This window comes from Pantoea sp. (assembly GCF_028283705.1).
In the GTDB taxonomy this organism is placed as follows: Bacteria; Pseudomonadota; Gammaproteobacteria; order Enterobacterales; family Enterobacteriaceae; genus Pantoea.
Genome location: NZ_JAPWKD010000014.1, coordinates 45,620 through 61,887, shown reverse-complemented (window position 1 = coordinate 61,887; position 16,268 = coordinate 45,620). Strand labels below are relative to the sequence as shown.

The following is a 16,268-nucleotide window of genomic DNA, read 5'->3' as shown; positions in this document are numbered from 1 at the left end:
CCTTTTTTATTGTCTGAAATCAGAGGATTAGTTAACCGTGACGATAATACGACGATAGGACACCAGCGACGGCGAACCATTATCTTTTACGGTCAGAATGATATGTTCCGTTCCCGGATGATTCGCTTTCACTGCAACCTTGCTGCCCTCGCTTTGCAGCAGCGTAACGGCTTCAGGCGTTGATAACATCTCTTCCCCGCGCACACCTTTGACCTCAGTCACCGGCACCTGGCTGGAAATGGCGGAAGTGGCTTCAGGGTAGGTCTGCCAGTGCCAGCTGATCCGATTTTTATCCGGGTCACTGCTTTGTGAGGCATCCAGTTCAGTCTGCTCTCCCGCTTTCAGGGTGATGGCAATATTAGCGAAGCCGGTTTTGCCATTGACCACCGCAATCGGTGCGTGGTTGGCATGGGCATAATCCCGGATTGTCCAGTCCATGCGCGCGGCAAAATCATGCTGGAAGTCTTCACGCCAGCGCCAGATGGTCGCCTGATTGGAGGTGTACAGTTTGCCATCGGTGCCCTTCACGGTGTCTGCCGCGTTAGGATTGCCCGGGAAAAAGTCACCCCCGCTGGTCCAGATCGGGCGGGTCTCGCCGTGTGGCTGGCGCATAATGTAACGACCGCCCCAGCCACCCCATCCCGGATTCATATCGCTGTTCAGGCCATTGCGGATAAGCCCGAGAAATGATGGCGTGTCACCTTCCATGATAAAGGCATATTGCAGGTAGCCTTTACCCATCGGTCCCTTGCCCCGGACGTGTTTATCCAGCCACGACTGAGAAACCGTGGTGAAATCCGCCCCTGGTGCGTTGCGGTAATAACGGTCACCACTGATGCCGGTCCAGGTGGCGCGGGCGTAATCTTCGCCGTTTTCGGTCGAGGGATCGACAATGTAGGTAATCTGCGGGAACTGCGAACGGATCCAGTAACCGGCGTCATCCTGATCGGAAATGGAGTAGACAATCAGGTTGCGCGTGAGTGAGTCGATGGTATCGGAAGAGGCGTTTTTCTTCAGGTCGATCAACGCCTGGGCCAGCGTATTAGCACCGCCCCACAGTGAGATATAGAGCGGTTTGGCCGGGTCGGTGCTGTTCTGAATGGCTTTTAATAACAGGTTCGAACCCGCTGTGGCTTTGCCATCGCCGGTGGCGGCCATGCCGTATGCGGCCTGGCCTGACGCAACACGCTGGGAGAGGGTGGCAAAATCAGGGTAATTTTTATCGTGCTTCAGCAGGTTAGGCTGCACTTCCCGGTAATGGCCTAACACCAGCTTAATCATATCCGGATGGACGACGTTTCTTTGCCAGGTTGATGTGGTTGCCACAATGCCTTCGATATTGAGTTCATTGGCATACAGCAGGAAGCGGGTGAGTGACATCTGGTCATCAGGTTCGTTGCCAATATCGGTCAGCACGAACACGCGGGGTTTGTCCTGCAACGGGATGACTTTTCCGGCCTGCACGGCATAGCTATTTTCTGCGGCCAGCACCGGTGTTAATGATGCAGAAGATAACAAAGCGACGACGGCCAGACAGCCAGCGCTTGATTTCAATGCGAATTTTTTCATCTTTCCCTTACCTGAATGATCCGTTTAGCTCGATAAAAGCCCGGTGATTCATTTTGCGAGGTACGGGTAACATCACTCCAGCTGCATGAATTGATTTTGATGCCTGCATCACATTAAAACTACTTTAAAGTCACTTTAGTTATATGGTTGTTATGGCTTTTATTGGTTGTATGAACATTAATTATTACTTTAAAGTAATAAATGGCCTTCTTAAGACGGAGAAGGCCATCATCTCGTTACTCGATGGAGCTTAACAGGGCGTTCTGAATAATCTTCTGCGCCCTGAGCGGGTTCTGCTCAGCCTGGGCTGCCTGTAAGGCGGCAATATCCAGCTTATCCAGCGCGCGATAGATGTGCTTGAGGAAGCGAATGGAGAGGTTGGCAGCTTCTACGTTGTCTTCGCGGAACGGGAACTGGTCTAGCTGCCACACGCCCTGCCAGTTATTGATCTTCAGCACATAGAAGAATTCGAAGATTTCCGTCATGTGCACCGTACCCACCACCAGGTCATCATCCCAGCCACGCAGGTTGTCATTGACGTCCATACCAAACAGGCGACCACGATCGATGATCAACTGGGCGGAATCGGCTGGAGATTCACCGGCAAACAGCGCGTGACCGAAGTCCAGCAGGATGCCGACATTATCCAGTCCGATATCATCGATACCCAGCAAAGTACGGGCGGCGGAATCCCAGGTCATTTTCACCCGTGGTTCGCGCGGCTTATATTCAATGGCGAATTTCACATCAGGATTGGCGCTGGCGAGTTCGCGCATGCCATCCACCGCCAGCTTCCACAGGTTCTTATGGTCTACCTGGAAGGGATAGTCCCAGCCATCCTGTCCGGGCCAGACTTTCACATAATTGGCCCCCAGCTCACGTACCACTTTGGCCGCTTCGTGCATCAGTTCGAATGCCTGCTGGCGAATGGCCGGGTCCGGGTTGGTAAAGGCACCGCGTGAGAACCGGCGCAGGTAGATTTCAGGGGTGACGCCGATGGCTTTTAGTCCGGCGTTTGCCAGCGCTTCTTTGACATCACTGACGCTGACACCTTCCGTGAACGGATAGGGCACATCGACGTAAGATAAATCTTCGACGGTTCCGGCGATACGTATCTGCTCCAGCGTACTCAGCGCCGGGCCATAACCATCCACCGCATAACGATCGACATAGTTGGCAAAGTGCCACAAACCGGCACCAAATTTTGGGTAGGTATAGGTATTCATTTCAGACATTCTCCTTAACAGACTGTAATTTTTTTGTGAGGTAAGAGGATGATATTTATCGCTTCAACATGGTTAATGCGCTGCGTCTGACGCTGTCGGCATCAATGCCAAGACGCTCCCGTGTGGTCTGGCGATCGCCCGCGATAGCGTATTGTCCATCTGCCACCCCTAAGCGTTTCAGGCGGGCACGGGAGCCATTTTCCGCCAGTACCTCAGCAACGATACTGCCGACGCCACCGTTGATGTTGTGCTCTTCCACCGAAATAACGCAGGGAAGATGAGCCATGGCCGCCGCCAGGGCAGACTTATCGCAGGGACGAATGGATGACAGAGAAATCACCGTGGCTGAGATGCCGAGATCGCTTAATTGTGCCGCTGCAGCGACAATCTCGTGCACCGCCGATCCCAGTCCCACCAGTGCGATATCCTCGCCTGCACGCAGTACGTCAACCTTGCCCGGTACGAACTGATATCTGTCGTCGTGTAAGATCGGCAGCTCTTTACCATCCAGGCGGATATAAACCGGGCCGACATGACGCAACGCGTAATCAATAATCTGGCGGCACTCGTGCGGACAGGAAGGGGCATAAATTTCGATGTTGCCAAAGCCACGCATCACCGCAATATCATCGGTACTGTGATGGGTACTGGCCAGTGGGCCATAGCTGGCTCCGGCGTTAAGACCAAACAGTTTGACGTTGGTATTGTTGTAGCAGACGTCGACCTTGATCTGTTCATTGGCGCGTGAAATCAGAAAAGGTGCAGCGTTGCAGGTTGCGGCGACTTTTCCGCCGAGCGCCAGACCAGCGGCGGTACCCACCAGCGACTGTTCCGCAATCCCGACATTGATGAGGCGGTCGGGAAACGCCTGGATAAACGGGCTGATTTTGGCGGTGGATGTTGAGTCAGCCACGACGGGCACCAGATCGATACCTGCGTTAACCGCATCGATAAAGGCTTCAACCATCACGGTTGCCAGGTGCTTTTTCTCACTCATCTTGCAGCTCCTTCAGCGCCAGTTTTATCTCATCACCTTTCGGGACTCGGTGATGCCACTCCGGTTTGCCCTGAATAAAGGAAACCCCGTAGCCTTTTTCAGTGTTGGCAATGATCACGTTAGGTTTGCCATTGGCGGGCAGGGAATCCAGCGTGGAGACAACGCTGTGCATATCGTTGCCCTGACATTCCGTGACGTTCAGACCAAACGCCTGCCACTTGGCGGCAAGCGGGTCGGTATTCATGATGTCCCGGGTTGCCCCTGCCAGCTGGAGTTTGTTTTTGTCATTGATGATGATGAGGTTATCCAGCCCATAGTGCGCGGCAGCCAGGGCGGCCTCCCAGTTGCTCCCTTCTGCCAGTTCGCCATCCCCGGTCACGACAAAAATCTTCCTTGGGTTGTTATCCTTCTTTGCTGCCAGGGCGATACCAACCGCCACCGGTAAACCATGTCCGAGAGCGCCGGTATTCAGCTCAATGCCAGGCGTTTTATGGCGCACCGGATGGCCGGGCAGGTGAGAGTCGGCATGCTGGTATGTGGGTAACCATTCTGGCGGGATAAACCCGGCTTCAGCCAGTACGCAGTAGTAACCGCCAACGGCATGACCTTTCGACTGGATATAGATGTCACGTGTCGGGTCATCGAGCCGGTCAGGGGCACAGTTCAGGACACGAAAGTAAAGTGCGGTCAGGATTTCGACCTGCGACAGATCAGCACCCGTATGGCCGCCAGCCGGGCTATTGGCGTTCAGCTCAATGATCCGACGGCGTATCGCACGTGCTTTTTTTTGCAGGTCGCTGACCTCAAATGCGAACGGATTCATGACACACTCCTGAATACAAATTCTTTATTGAATATTTATTCTGTGGGGTAACAATAAATCACCGGACGTACTCAGACGTCAGATGACGTTGCATTTAACCGTCATTGAATATATATTCATGTTCGATTTAATATTCATAATTGTGATGGTTTTCTGTTCTGCCAGCTATGTATGCCGCACGGAAATGGGATTCGAATCACATTTATTTCTCAGGATGATTAAATATTCAGGTGTCCGGCGGAGAGTAGCGGGGGTAACGACGACCATGCGGGAAAACGAATGTTGAAACAAAATGATCTCAGGCTGGTGGTGAAGATTGCCACCTTGTATTACGGCGAAGGGATGAAGCAGACCGATATTGCGCGCGCCCTTAATCTCTCACAATCCTTTGTGTCACGGGCACTCAATCGCAGCATTAAAGATGGCATCGTGAAAATCAGTGTGATGCAGCCACCCAATATCTTTTCTGAGCTGGAACGTGGCATTGAGCGCCGTTATGGGTTGCAGCAGGCCATTGTGGTGGATGCCACAGAAGATGACGAGGATGCCTTTATTCGTCAGGCCATAGGTACCGCCGCCGCGCATTATCTTGAAACACGCCTGCGTCCGGGGGAGTGGGTGGGGATTTCCTCCTGGAGCAGTACCATCAAAGCCATGGTGAGCGAGCTACATACGCTGACGACAGAAGCGGCGGGGGTGATTCAGCTGCTCGGTGGCGTGGGTGTTAACGGTAATGTTCAGGCCACGATTCTGACGCAGAGTCTCGCGGATATGCTCGGGTGTAAGGCGTGGCTGCTACCGGCGCAGTCAATAGAAGGCTCTGTTAATAGCCGTATCGCACTCGCCGCGAACAAAGATGTGCGCGAAGTGCTGGAAAAATTCGATGAAGTTACGCTGGCGCTGGTGGGGATTGGCGATATGGAGCCGTCGCAGCTGTTACGTTACTCCGGCAACTACTATGACAAAAATATGCTGACACGCCTTGCCGGGCAGGGAGCGGTTGGTGATATCTGCCTGCATTATTACAATGCGCAGGGGCAAGCGGTGCTGGAGGAATCCGAGGATCCGGCGATCGGTATGCGTCTGGAGCAGCTTAAACGCTGCCCGCAGGTGGTGGGACTGGCGGGCGGGCGGAAAAAACTGGCCGCCATTCAGGGTGCGCTGAAGGGCGGTTATCTGAATGTGCTGATAACCGATTTCCAGACAGCGCGCCTGCTGGTGAGTGATTAACCGGCAGCGATGATACGCAAGGCCAGGCCTGGCTTACCCGGCAAGGGCAGGCGATCGCCTGAGCGCCAGGTCTGCGGCAGCCGCCGGGTTTCCATCTGCCATGCGTCGATGATATCCACGTGATATTCCTTACCTTGCGGCAGCATCGTCAGTAACTTGAAACCCGGCTGGCTCTCACCAAACCATATCAGCCAGTAATCATCACCCATATGGCCGATGGCAGCATCCCAGTGTGAATCGGTTTTTCTCAACCAGGGCGACAGGCGTTTTGGCTCACCTTCTTCCAGCAGTTGCCGCAGATAGCCGATGCGCGGGCTGCTTTCTCCTTTCAGTTTCCCGCCATGTGACCACCAGATAATGTCGTCGTCGCTGAGGTAGCTTTCGCCATGGGTGACATAGCCACCCCGGCAGACACCCTGCCAGGTGAGGTCCAGCATTTTGTGGGCGGTGATATTGCCCCATCCCAGATCGACATCCCCCTCATAGCGACATTCATCAATCACCACTGGTTTACCAAAGTCTTCGCGCCAGCCGGGTACAAACCACAAATCGTGATGCTGGATGCTGGCATGGCTGACCCATGGCTGTGTCTGATCATACCAATGTGCATTACTGGTGTAGTGCAGGGGAGGGTTGTGCCAGTTATGGATCGAGATCAGATGCTGATACGGGTCTTCTGCTGTGATTTGCTGAAAAACACTGTCCCAGAACGACATCGGCTTTTTCAGCAGCAGGTCGAATTCATTGGCCAGTGACCACCAGACATTACTGAAGCTCGCCAGACGCGCCACCAGATAACTGACATAGCGTTTATCCACTTCCCCAGCCATTTCCGAGAAGCCCCAGCGGTCGTACGGGTGAAAGATAATCAGATCAGCCTCAACGCCGCGGGCCTTCAGGGCATCGATCTGATTCTCCAGCTGACGGAAAAACTGGCAGTCAAAGCGGGTGAAATCGAAGCCGGATGTGATGTCGCCGGGAAAAGGAAAACGTTCCGGTTCACGGAAGTTATAGGTGTAATGTTTCGGGAAAATACACATTCTGATTTTATTGAATGGCGAGTGTGCAAGTGACGCCAGCGTCTGCTCCTGTACCTCTTCCGACTGATAGTTCCAGACATACGCTGTGGTGCCGAAGGGATAATAGGGCTGCCCGCTGGCATAACTGAAATGCCAGGTCGCAGCGGATCTCACCGGCCCGGTACCATCCTCGCCGGCCGCGATGCAAATCACTTCGCCCTGCTGGTCATGCAATGCAGGATGGTTACTGGTGGTGGTGAAAGTCCAGCGGCCTTCGTGCTCAGGCATAAAGCGAATCAGGAAACGCCCGTCATCGTCATAAAATCCCCGTACCGTTTTCTCTTCCTGCTGGTGACGAAAGATGGCCGTAACCCAGGTATCGGTGAAGTGACGGGCATCGGCATTGGCCTGAAAAATAAATTCAGCGCGTCCCCACTGCGGAACATTCAGCGTGTATGGCGAAACTAACATATCAGGGTTCCTTAATCTGATGAGCAACGGAAGGTTGTGCGGATGGAAGCGTTCTTGACGCGGCACTTTTGTCCTCAAGGGAAAAGAACATAATCAGCAGCAGGCTGATGCCGTGGAAAATTGCGGGCACTCCGGCAATGAGGAAAATAATGGCGCTCATGGTCTGCGGCGCCACTGCCGCACCGGCGTGATAACCGCTCAGGCTGAGCACCAGACCGACGAGACCACCCGCCAGCGCCAGTCCCACTTTCATCGAAAACAGCGTCCCGGCGGCGATAAATCCGGACATTTTGATGCCGGTTTTGCGTTCGCAATAGTCAGCACAATCGGAAGGCAGCGCCCAGGCCATGATCGATCCCATTTCAGCAAACAGGACTGACACGACCAGTAAGCCGACGGCGAGCCATAGCTGATCCGGGCTGACAAAGAACAGTGCCAGCGCGGCCAGGCCGCCGCCCATCTGGGCAAATTTCAGTGAGCCCAGTGCTGACAGTTTTTTGCGCTTGATAAGCTGCAACGCAATCATCGGCGCGATGATGCCTGCGATGGCGGTGGCGGAGAGCAAACCCGAGACAAAACTGTCACCCCGGTTGAGAAAATATTTGACGAAATAGATGGTGACACTGCCTTTGATCACAAAGGCAATCGAGCTGGTGATTTTGAAAATGTAGAAAATCACCACCGGGCGGGCGCTGAGGGCCGCTTTCGCCTGTTTCATAAATGAGGTGGTGTTGGCCTGTCTGATCGGAGTGACGCGTTCTTTGGTACCAAAAAAGCAGCTCAACATAAACAGGGTCGCCAGCAGGGCAATCATGCTCATGGCCACCCTGTAGGCCTCAGACTCATTTTCCTTGCCGTACCAGGCCACGAAAAGCGGCACGGTCAGCGAGCAGATGAGAAATGACATTTTTGCCAGCGGGAAGCGCCAGGCATTGGCACTGAGACGTTCCTGTGGATCGGAAGTCAGCGAGGCCAGCAATGCCACATAAGGCACGACGGTTGAGGCATACATCAGGATCAGGAAAAGATACGTAGCATAGGCATAGATCAGCTTGCCGCTGGGCGAGAAATCGGGGGCGATAAACACCAGCAGACAGGAAAGGCCATAAGGTATCGCCAGCCATAAAAGCCAGGGGCGGTAATGGCCGTGGCGCGTTGGGGTGCGGTCCGCAACGCTGCCAATAATCGGGTCGTATACGGCATCAACCAGTCTCGCCACCACAAACAGCAGCCCCATTGCTCCGGCTGAGATACCGAGGACATCGGTATAAAAGTAGGGCAGGAACATCATGGTCATGCCCAGGAAGATGTTGGCCGAGGAATCCCCAAGACCAAAACAAATCTTCTCTCTGATAGTCAGTTTATGTACCTGTTGCATACGACCTCTGAATATATATTCAATATGGAGTATTTATTCTATTGTGCAAGCTACGGGTAACATCCTGCCAGTATGACGGTGTAAATCTGCCAGAGGAATCACAAAAAAAGACGATTTTCTACTCAAAAGGAAGGTTTAAATGAATGCGTATATTGGCTGAATTTATGGATGTATCGATGATGGGTTTTTATTTTTATTCTTTAAAATCAGTTGATTTTTAAGGTGTGGCGGAAATGCTGGGACATGTTTCGTGCTTAAATATACTCATTGGTAACTTTTGTTATGAGCTCATAAAACCACCTCACTCTCATCCCATTCCCCCCACTCCTTCTCCTGAATAAAAGTAAAAGCGTTACTCGCAGATGAGGACTACTTCAAACTGCAGACCTGGCATCATTTCTTCAAGGCCGTCGGTAAGCATTTTCCCGGCTTCATGAAGTTGCTCCAGTGGCATCTGAGGCAGACTTTCCAGAACAAACCACATGTGTTCAGCTTCCACGCTTAAGCGGGTTCTGATCCCCTGTCGCCAGTTCCATCGACGGCAGGTTATACCAACATCATCACACCAGACGACTTCGCCAGGAGAAGGAAATTCCACTGCCGGCTCCCCTTCTTTTACGGTATCAAAAGGTTCAGTGCCTTCTGCCACAATCAGGCGGGGTGCCCCCTTATACGCTGAGATATTTTCGCCACCCACCGGGACGGCATACCGCAGGCTGACGGCATTATAAAGATCAACAACCGGGTCGAGAGCTGGCATGGCACCATCGCGAAGCACACGTTTACGCAGCGCATCAGCAGAACAGGGAGTGCGTTTTGGTTTAGCACCAAACATCTGGAATACATCTGCCCATGCGGCCAGATGGGATTCTGCCCAATCGGGGACACCTGCCAGCACTGCTTCACAGGCGGCTTTCAGCGCTGTTTCCCCAACCTGCGGGCTCACTACAGGCGCAGCCTGCACAGAGATGCTGAGCGCCCGAAAACCGGGAGCAATACCGTAGACTTCAGGGGCAATTGACGCAGAGACTGTGAACACGGGATAATCCTGTAACGACCATTTTATTTCATAATATCGACCAATGACCAAAAAAGTCAATTTAGTGACCGATGCCGGTGCAGATGTCAGCATAGTAAACGAAGCTGTATCGCTCCGGATTAAGCAGTACCGAAAACAAAAAAAAATGTCTCTCGATGAGCTATCCCGACGCGCAAATGTCAGTAAGGGCATGCTGGTAGAGATTGAAGGGTGTAAAGCCAACCCCAGTATTGCACTGTTATGCCGCCTTGCGGCTGCAATGGGGGTTTCAGTGGCAGATTTTGTTGATGTGAGCACTCAGCCTGACGTCCATATTATTGCTGATACGGAGATCCCTGAACTCTGGAAAGGGGACAAAGGTGGGAGCGCCAGGCTTCTTGCTGGCTCAGGTGGGCCCGATATGACCGAGCTCTGGCTGTGGGAAATGCAGCCCGGCGAAAAGTTTGAATCACCGGGGCATTCCTCGGGAACGCTGGAGTTACTGCATGTTCAGTCAGGGACGCTAACGCTGGGCGTGAAAGAGAGCCTGTTTCAGTTGAAGGCAGGATTCTCCGCTACAGCCAGAACTGATGTTCCGCATTTCTACGAAAACCAGGGAGAAATAACCGTGAACTTTATTATGACAGTCAATGAAAAAACCTCATAAGGGCCCTTATTTTGCGTCAAAAGTCATCCTGCATTTTGGCACGAAGCGGACAGCTCCAGGAATGTAATGCCCGTTATGAGCAGCCAGTCTTACGCACCGACTCATTTAACGGTTATCCCTTTCATGCTCGATAAGCCACTCTTTGCGTGAAATACCACCACCATACCCGGTGATGCCGCCATCTTTACCAATAATTCTGTGGCATGGAATGACAATCGCCATTCGGTTTGCTGCATTAGCTGCGGCAACTGCGTGTACAGCATCGGGTTTATTAAGGCGCAGCGAAATATCCTGATAGCAGGAGGTCTGTCCATAAGGAACAGCACGCAGCTCCTGCCAGACAGATCGTTGAAAATCACTGCCGGGGGTATCGAGTATGAGATCAAACTGCCGGCGCGTTCCGGCAAAATATTCGCTGATTTCTTTAACTGTCTGCCGTGTATGACTGTTTTCTCCGGTGACAATTTTGGCGTTCAGTAAACGCTGGATGTCGCGAAACTCAGTTTCTAACAACCGGCGATCGGTAAACTCCAGCAGGCAGACTCCCTGATCTGTGGCGCAGACGAACATAGGGCCCAGCGTAGTCGTAAACCGGTGAATGAGAATGACCTGCGTGGTCTGAGTCGGAGCTGCGCCAGTGAGCCGCTTGTAGGTGTAACCAAACCCGCTTAAGGATTCGTAGCCACTATCCAGAGCGACATCCGTTGCCGCACGCCCACTTTTCAGCTCCTGAAGGGCGATATTTACCCGCTGCATTCGCTGAAAGGCCTGAAAAGTGATGCCGTGATGTTGCAGGAACCAGCGTCGCACCCGCTCCGGGCTGATCCCATGTTTGCGAAGGTCCGCGTCGGTTATGCGGGATTTGATATCGCGCCTGACAAGCGCGAGCGCCTGTTCGACAAATAACGGCGCGCTGTGCGCATTTTCAGCTGGCCGACAGACTTTACAGGGACGAAAGCCAGCCGCCAGGGCAGATTTAGCATCTTTATAAAATTCAACGTTTTCACGTTTGGGCTTTCGCGCCCGGCATACCGAGATGCAAAATACGCCTGTCGTTTTGACGCCAACAAAAAACACACCCGTATATTCAGGAGCGCGTTCGAGTAATGCCTGATACCAGACATCACACAGATCATTATTTACAACTTTCATCGACAAAAAGTCCTTCAAACGTCTGATGCGAGCGGATCGCAGACATCAAATCAGTCAGCTTTGACCGAAGGGCCGAATGAACAAAATTACCCATAGAAATGCGGTTTACCCCTGCCAGTTTCAGCCTGCCGAACGACGGAAGATCTGGCATACACATAACATTCAGATGCAGATCAATGGATTCAGCAATGACGCCAATGTCTATTTCGGACGTCAGGCAGGGAACAAAAAGGCCGTCAGCACCTGCAGCTTTATATAGCTGCCCGCGTAGTAACGTCTCCTGTAACGCTCTTTCATGCGCAAGCAGGTATGTGTCAGTACGGACGTTCATAAACAGGCTATAACCCTCACTTTTGAGCGCATCGCATACCGATTTTAGCGTACAGGAGAATTCAGAGGCATCATCAAGCTGACGAACGTGATTAATGACTCTGCTGTCTTCAAGGTTTACGCCGGATACGCCTATCTGAGCAAGGCGTTTGAGATTGGCTGTTATCTCCTCAGCTGAATCACCATATCCTGCTTCCATATCAACGCTCAATGGCAGGTTACTGACCGCCCGAATGCGGGTAACCACATAAAGTAATTCATCAAACGGCATGCTCTGACCGTCTTCATATCCTAATGTGGCAGCTATTGCTGCGCTGGACGTTCCCAGCGCCTGATAACCTGCTTTTTGCGCTGCGACAGCACTGACGGCATCCCATACGTTCGCGATAAGTAGTGGATTATGTTGGTTGTGGAGTTCTGCAAAGTTCATATATACGTCCTCTTAATCAAGTCGCAAATGAATCTAAGCATTCAGTAAAAACGGCACAACCGAAATTCAGACGACCATTTTTTTGCAAGGTTGGATCAGGTCAGTTTGGTATGCGGGGTTGACCTGGCCGTAACTTTTCAAGGTCTGCTGCTGGCACGAGGCTGTCCCTGATGCCTCAACGGCAACTATGAGCGAGGAGCGGACGATGTTACGTGCCCATTACAACCATTTTTCGGCTATAAACTTCATTTGCTCGATAAATGGCGTATAAAGTGCACGATATTGTTGCTGAAAAGGAGTACTCACTGTGAACCCCTATGAAAAACAATACAGGCAGTTGCTAGCAAACGGAGCTGTCGCCTGGGCTGGCAATGGCTATCTCAGGGCAAAAAAACAGCAAGAAAAAATTTTTCATTGGCTCAGCTTACATCAGTACTTACCTCGGTCAGGAGCGGCGGTACTTGAAATGGGGTGTGGTAACGGTGCGATGGCAGCGCAATCTCTTGCTGAGCGAGGATATTCTGTATGGGGTGTGGATTTGTCTGAAACGGCTATCAGATGGGCAGAAAGCCGGTTTCAGAAAGAAGGGCTATCAGCACAATTTCTTGTCAGTGATGTTTGTCATATCCATCAATGCAAGGACTCAATGTTTGAGTTGATTTTTGATGGCAGTTGTTTGCATTGCCTTATTGACGATGCCCGAGCCCTCTTTTTCAAAGAAGTGAGGAGATTGCTTAAACCCAAGGGTCGATTGGTGATTAGTTCCATGTGCGGAACCCCCGGTTATTCTCAGGATGCTACCGCTTATGATCCAGTCAGATATCATATAATGAAAGATGGTCAACCCTGGCGTACGCTAAAACCGCTCCAGGCTTTAACTGATGAGATAAAGGAAGAGCATTTTAAAGTACTGGCAACCAGAGTTAATAACAACGCGTGGTGGGATCATGCCACACTGGTATGTTCGGTGAGCTAGTCACAGACTGATTCTTAGATTTGGTAACGTCAGCCCTGGAACAAATCGGGCAAGCTAACTGAGTCAGGGGCCGCTGGGAGCGAAAAGCGGACATTCGCAATTTATCGATAAAAGATGCAGGCTTGTAAAACGGTCGCGCATTTATCGTGTAGAAATAAAGCAGGCTTTTTATATAGTTGGATGATGAACTTTGAAAACTCAGCAGGTCATCGCATGATATTAAGTGTTAATCACGTTGGTTTTTCAGTTAAAAATATTGAAGACTCATTATTATTCTGGACTCAGATTCTTGGAGGTAAATTATTACGTGAAGGAAAAATGTCTGGACCTATAATCGATGAGGTAACAGGTGCAAGGGGAGCTGATGTACGAATGGCTTTGCTTGAACTGGCTGATATTCAAATTGAATTACTACAATACAATAACATTGAGCAGCCAGAAGAACCTTCAGCGCCTTATATCCCAGGCTACGCTCACCTTGCTTTTATAGTTGAGGATCTTGATATGCTCTTGGGCAAAGTATCGGACTACGGCTGGAAGACGCCCGGTAAACCTCAGACAGTGTTGTCAGGACCAATGCAGGGAACCCGAGTAATATATTTACAAAGCCCTGATGGTCAGACGCTTGAATTGATGGAACGCAGTCAATGAGGCCCACATATTATGACCTGTTATTTTCTAATTAAAACAGTGATGTCTGCAAATGGCACGAAGCTGACTGACGTATGGAGAAGATACCCTCTTAACCTGCAACACTTAAATTTCAAGTGCAGCAAGGATTGCGGCTTCCATTTTCTCCGGGGTGGTGATCGGCGCAAAACGCTTAAGCGGTTTGCCGTCGCGTCCGATCAGGAACTTAGTGAAGTTCCACTTGATCCGCCCACCCAGCACGCCGGGCAATTCGTTTTTCAGATAACGAAACACCGGGTGCGCTGCGGTTCCGTTGACCTCGACTTTCCCGAACATCGGGAAGCTCACACCGTAGTTAATGTGGCAGGTCTGCGCGATTTCGTCGGCGTCACCGGGTTCCTGTTTACCGAACTGGTTGCAGGGGAAACCAAGCACCACCAAGCCCCGGGCGGCGTATTTCCTGTAGAGCGCTTCAAGGCCGCCGTATTGTGGCGTGAAACCACAATGGCTGGCGGTATTCACGACCAGAACCACCTTACCCGCGTAGTCGGCCATAGAGATAAGCTGGCCGCTCAGACTGGTGGCGGTAAGTTGATGAAAGGTGGTCATATCGGAATCCTCAAAGCAGAAACGGTTCGACAGTGTCAAAATAAATTATACGTTTGGCCAGAAAGAAGTTCATTAGCGGATGCGGGTATCGTGAGTAGCCCCATAGCTGGAATTTCAACTTTTCTATCCTGAATCCAGCATAGAAACTTCCTTGTCAGTAGGTTTGCGCGCTTTTGAATAAACAATTTTTGCTCTGTTTAATAAAGCCAGCGAGCCCATTTACCCCGGCTTATTTGTCATTTCGCCAGATGATGAAGATTGCCAGCCGCCGCCAAGCGCCCTGAATGCGGCGACTGCTGCACGAGCAGACTCTGTCTGCGCCTGCGCCCTTGCATCGGAAGCCTGCAGAAGCGTTTCATCGTTGTGCAGCACGTCAATCAGGCTGGCCGTTCCTTGTTGAAAAGCGATGAAAGTAGACTGCCGGGCGCTGGACAGGGCGGTCTCACCGCCCGTCAGTATAAATGCCTGCGTCCGGCGATTGACCAGTGCGGAGAACGCGTTTTCAACGTCTTCGGTTGCACGTAATACTGACAGACGATAAGCGGCGAGTGCTTCTGCTTCCTGGCCTTTTGCCTGATCTATCTGCGCGTTAATACGGCCAAAGTCAAAGAGCCGCCAGCGTAACCCCAGCACACCTGCCGACTGGCTGGCGGCGGCAGTGAAAAGATTGTCGCCTGACACTGCCGTTGCGCTACCAAGCAGCGCGTTAAGTGAAAACTTTGGGTAATACTCGCTGATAGCCACGCCGATACGGGCGCTTGATGCAGCCAGATGACGCTCGGCCACAATAATATCGGGTCTGCGGCGAAGCAGATCAGCAGGCGTGCCCATTGCGGTGATTTCTGGTGTCTGCGGAATGACACCCGGCGAAGAGAGCTGCGCCCGGTGGCTTCCGGGCGGGGTACCGAGCATAATGTCCAACGCATTCATGGCGGCATCGAGCCCATTTTTCAGCACAGGTATCGTTGCCTGTACCTGTGCCAGTGCGCCTTCTGTCTGTCTGACCTGATATTGAGGAGCCAGCCCTTTACTGTGCAGCAGCTGAATTTTTTCCAGCAGTTGCTGTTGTGTGATGACCTGTTTATTCGCAATATCCAGACGGGTCTGCAATCCACGCAAGGTGATATAGATATCCGCTGTCTGTGCTGCGACAGCAAGACGTGTCGCAGCGACACCGGCCTCAGAAGCCTGATAATCGGCCAGGGCAGCCTGGCGGCCGCGCCTCAGGCCACCAAACAGGTCTATCTCCCAGCCAGCATTGAGATCGGTTTCATAAGCGTTGCCGTAGCGATTATAATCCGGCGTCGAGTTGAGGACCTGACCCAACGGTGTTTCAACCGACTGAAAGGCGCGGGCCGCTTGTCCGCTGATATTTCCCGAGGGAAGTAGTGCCGCCGTTGCGGCTCCCAGCCCAGCCCGTGACTGCGCCATCCTGGCGGAAGCCTGGGCGAGGTCGAGATTTTGCACGAGCGCGTCTGAAACATACTGACTTAACAGGGGATCGCCGAAGCTCTCCCACCAGATTGCGAAACTGACAGGTTCGGATGCACTGCGCTGCAGTAAGGCCGGTTGAGCCTGATAACGCTCCGCAAGTGCCACCTCAGGGCGATGATAGTCCGGTCCGACGGTACAGCCCGCCAGGAAGCAAGTGCCCACAATCAGTGCAAGCGTATTTAGGGGAATCATGATAACCCTTGAGTCGAATTTGAATTGTGACTACATTACCAAATGGTCACTCGTTGT

At 52.1% G+C, this 16,268-nt stretch carries 15 protein-coding genes and 1 pseudogene; 4 read left to right on the top strand and 12 right to left on the bottom strand.

From position 1 onward, the window contains the following. Positions 1-27: 27 nt before the first annotated feature. The 4 genes from PW844_RS11840 to PW844_RS11825 all read right to left on the bottom strand — a co-directional run bounded on the left by PW844_RS11840 (position 28) and on the right by PW844_RS11825 (position 4,615). Positions 28-1,569: a nucleoside hydrolase-like domain-containing protein gene (locus PW844_RS11840; protein ID WP_299451786.1), complete on the bottom strand. Its 1,542-nt coding sequence runs from the start codon at positions 1,567-1,569 to the stop codon at positions 28-30. A gap of 236 nt (positions 1,570-1,805) precedes the next feature. Continuing rightward, complete coding sequence (locus PW844_RS11835; protein ID WP_084879643.1) at positions 1,806-2,795, bottom strand: sugar phosphate isomerase/epimerase; 990 nt, start codon at positions 2,793-2,795, stop codon at positions 1,806-1,808. A gap of 55 nt (positions 2,796-2,850) precedes the next feature. Beyond that, positions 2,851-3,792, bottom strand: coding sequence for a transketolase C-terminal domain-containing protein (locus PW844_RS11830; RefSeq protein WP_299451783.1), 942 nt, complete (start codon positions 3,790-3,792; stop codon positions 2,851-2,853). Next, positions 3,785-4,615, bottom strand: a complete 831-nt coding sequence (locus PW844_RS11825; protein ID WP_299451781.1) for a transketolase — start codon at positions 4,613-4,615, stop codon at positions 3,785-3,787. Before PW844_RS11825 ends, PW844_RS11830 begins: the two co-directional genes overlap by 8 nt. A gap of 279 nt (positions 4,616-4,894) precedes the next feature. Here PW844_RS11825 and PW844_RS11820 point away from each other — a divergent pair, with 279 nt between their 5' ends. Further along, positions 4,895-5,845, top strand: coding sequence for a sugar-binding transcriptional regulator (locus tag PW844_RS11820; protein WP_299451779.1), 951 nt, complete (start codon positions 4,895-4,897; stop codon positions 5,843-5,845). Here PW844_RS11820 and PW844_RS11815 read toward each other — a convergent pair. The 3 genes from PW844_RS11815 to PW844_RS11805 form a co-directional block, all read right to left on the bottom strand. Then, complete coding sequence (locus PW844_RS11815; RefSeq protein ID WP_299451777.1) at positions 5,842-7,335, bottom strand: DUF5060 domain-containing protein; 1,494 nt, start codon at positions 7,333-7,335, stop codon at positions 5,842-5,844. The genes PW844_RS11820 and PW844_RS11815 overlap by 4 nt on opposite strands. A gap of 1 nt (position 7,336) precedes the next feature. Then, positions 7,337-8,713 carry a glycoside-pentoside-hexuronide (GPH):cation symporter gene (locus PW844_RS11810; protein WP_299451775.1) on the bottom strand — a complete coding sequence of 459 codons (1,377 nt, stop codon included), beginning with the start codon at positions 8,711-8,713 and terminating at the stop codon, positions 7,337-7,339. A gap of 352 nt (positions 8,714-9,065) precedes the next feature. After that, positions 9,066-9,752 (bottom strand): B3/4 domain-containing protein, encoded by a 687-nt coding sequence (locus PW844_RS11805; RefSeq protein ID WP_299452032.1) that lies wholly within the window; start codon positions 9,750-9,752, stop codon positions 9,066-9,068. 43 nt (positions 9,753-9,795) lie between these two features. Between PW844_RS11805 and PW844_RS11800 the strand changes: the two genes are divergently transcribed. Beyond that, positions 9,796-10,398, top strand: a complete 603-nt coding sequence (locus PW844_RS11800; RefSeq protein ID WP_299451773.1) for an XRE family transcriptional regulator — start codon at positions 9,796-9,798, stop codon at positions 10,396-10,398. A gap of 105 nt (positions 10,399-10,503) precedes the next feature. Here PW844_RS11800 and PW844_RS11795 read toward each other — a convergent pair whose 3' ends face one another. Both PW844_RS11795 and PW844_RS11790 read right to left on the bottom strand, forming a co-directional pair. Next, positions 10,504-11,550, bottom strand: coding sequence for a bifunctional transcriptional activator/DNA repair enzyme AdaA (locus PW844_RS11795; RefSeq protein WP_299451772.1), 1,047 nt, complete (start codon positions 11,548-11,550; stop codon positions 10,504-10,506). Next, positions 11,534-12,310, bottom strand: a complete 777-nt coding sequence (locus tag PW844_RS11790; RefSeq protein ID WP_299451770.1) for an isocitrate lyase/phosphoenolpyruvate mutase family protein — start codon at positions 12,308-12,310, stop codon at positions 11,534-11,536. Before PW844_RS11790 ends, PW844_RS11795 begins: the two co-directional genes overlap by 17 nt. A gap of 307 nt (positions 12,311-12,617) precedes the next feature. Between PW844_RS11790 and PW844_RS11785 the strand changes: the two genes are divergently transcribed. Further along, positions 12,618-13,286, top strand: coding sequence for a methyltransferase domain-containing protein (locus PW844_RS11785; protein WP_299451768.1), 669 nt, complete (start codon positions 12,618-12,620; stop codon positions 13,284-13,286). A gap of 213 nt (positions 13,287-13,499) precedes the next feature. Next, entirely contained in the window at positions 13,500-13,937 is a 438-nt protein-coding gene (locus PW844_RS11780) for a VOC family protein (protein ID WP_299451766.1), read from the top strand. A 105-nt stretch (positions 13,938-14,042) separates the two neighbouring features. On the opposite strand, the gene PW844_RS11775 is transcribed toward PW844_RS11780, so the two are convergent. The 3 genes and pseudogenes from PW844_RS11775 to PW844_RS11765 all read right to left on the bottom strand — a co-directional run bounded on the left by PW844_RS11775 (position 14,043) and on the right by PW844_RS11765 (position 16,211). Next, the gene (locus PW844_RS11775) at positions 14,043-14,525 is read right to left on the bottom strand and encodes a glutathione peroxidase (protein ID WP_299451764.1); all 483 of its coding nucleotides are present in this window, start codon (positions 14,523-14,525) and stop codon (positions 14,043-14,045) included. A gap of 50 nt (positions 14,526-14,575) precedes the next feature. After that, positions 14,576-14,647, bottom strand: a pseudogene (locus PW844_RS11770) (transcriptional regulator); the annotation flags it as partial. A 97-nt stretch (positions 14,648-14,744) separates the two neighbouring features. Further along, positions 14,745-16,211, bottom strand: coding sequence for an efflux transporter outer membrane subunit (locus PW844_RS11765; protein WP_299451763.1), 1,467 nt, complete (start codon positions 16,209-16,211; stop codon positions 14,745-14,747). Between the last annotated feature and the right edge of the window lie 57 nt (positions 16,212-16,268).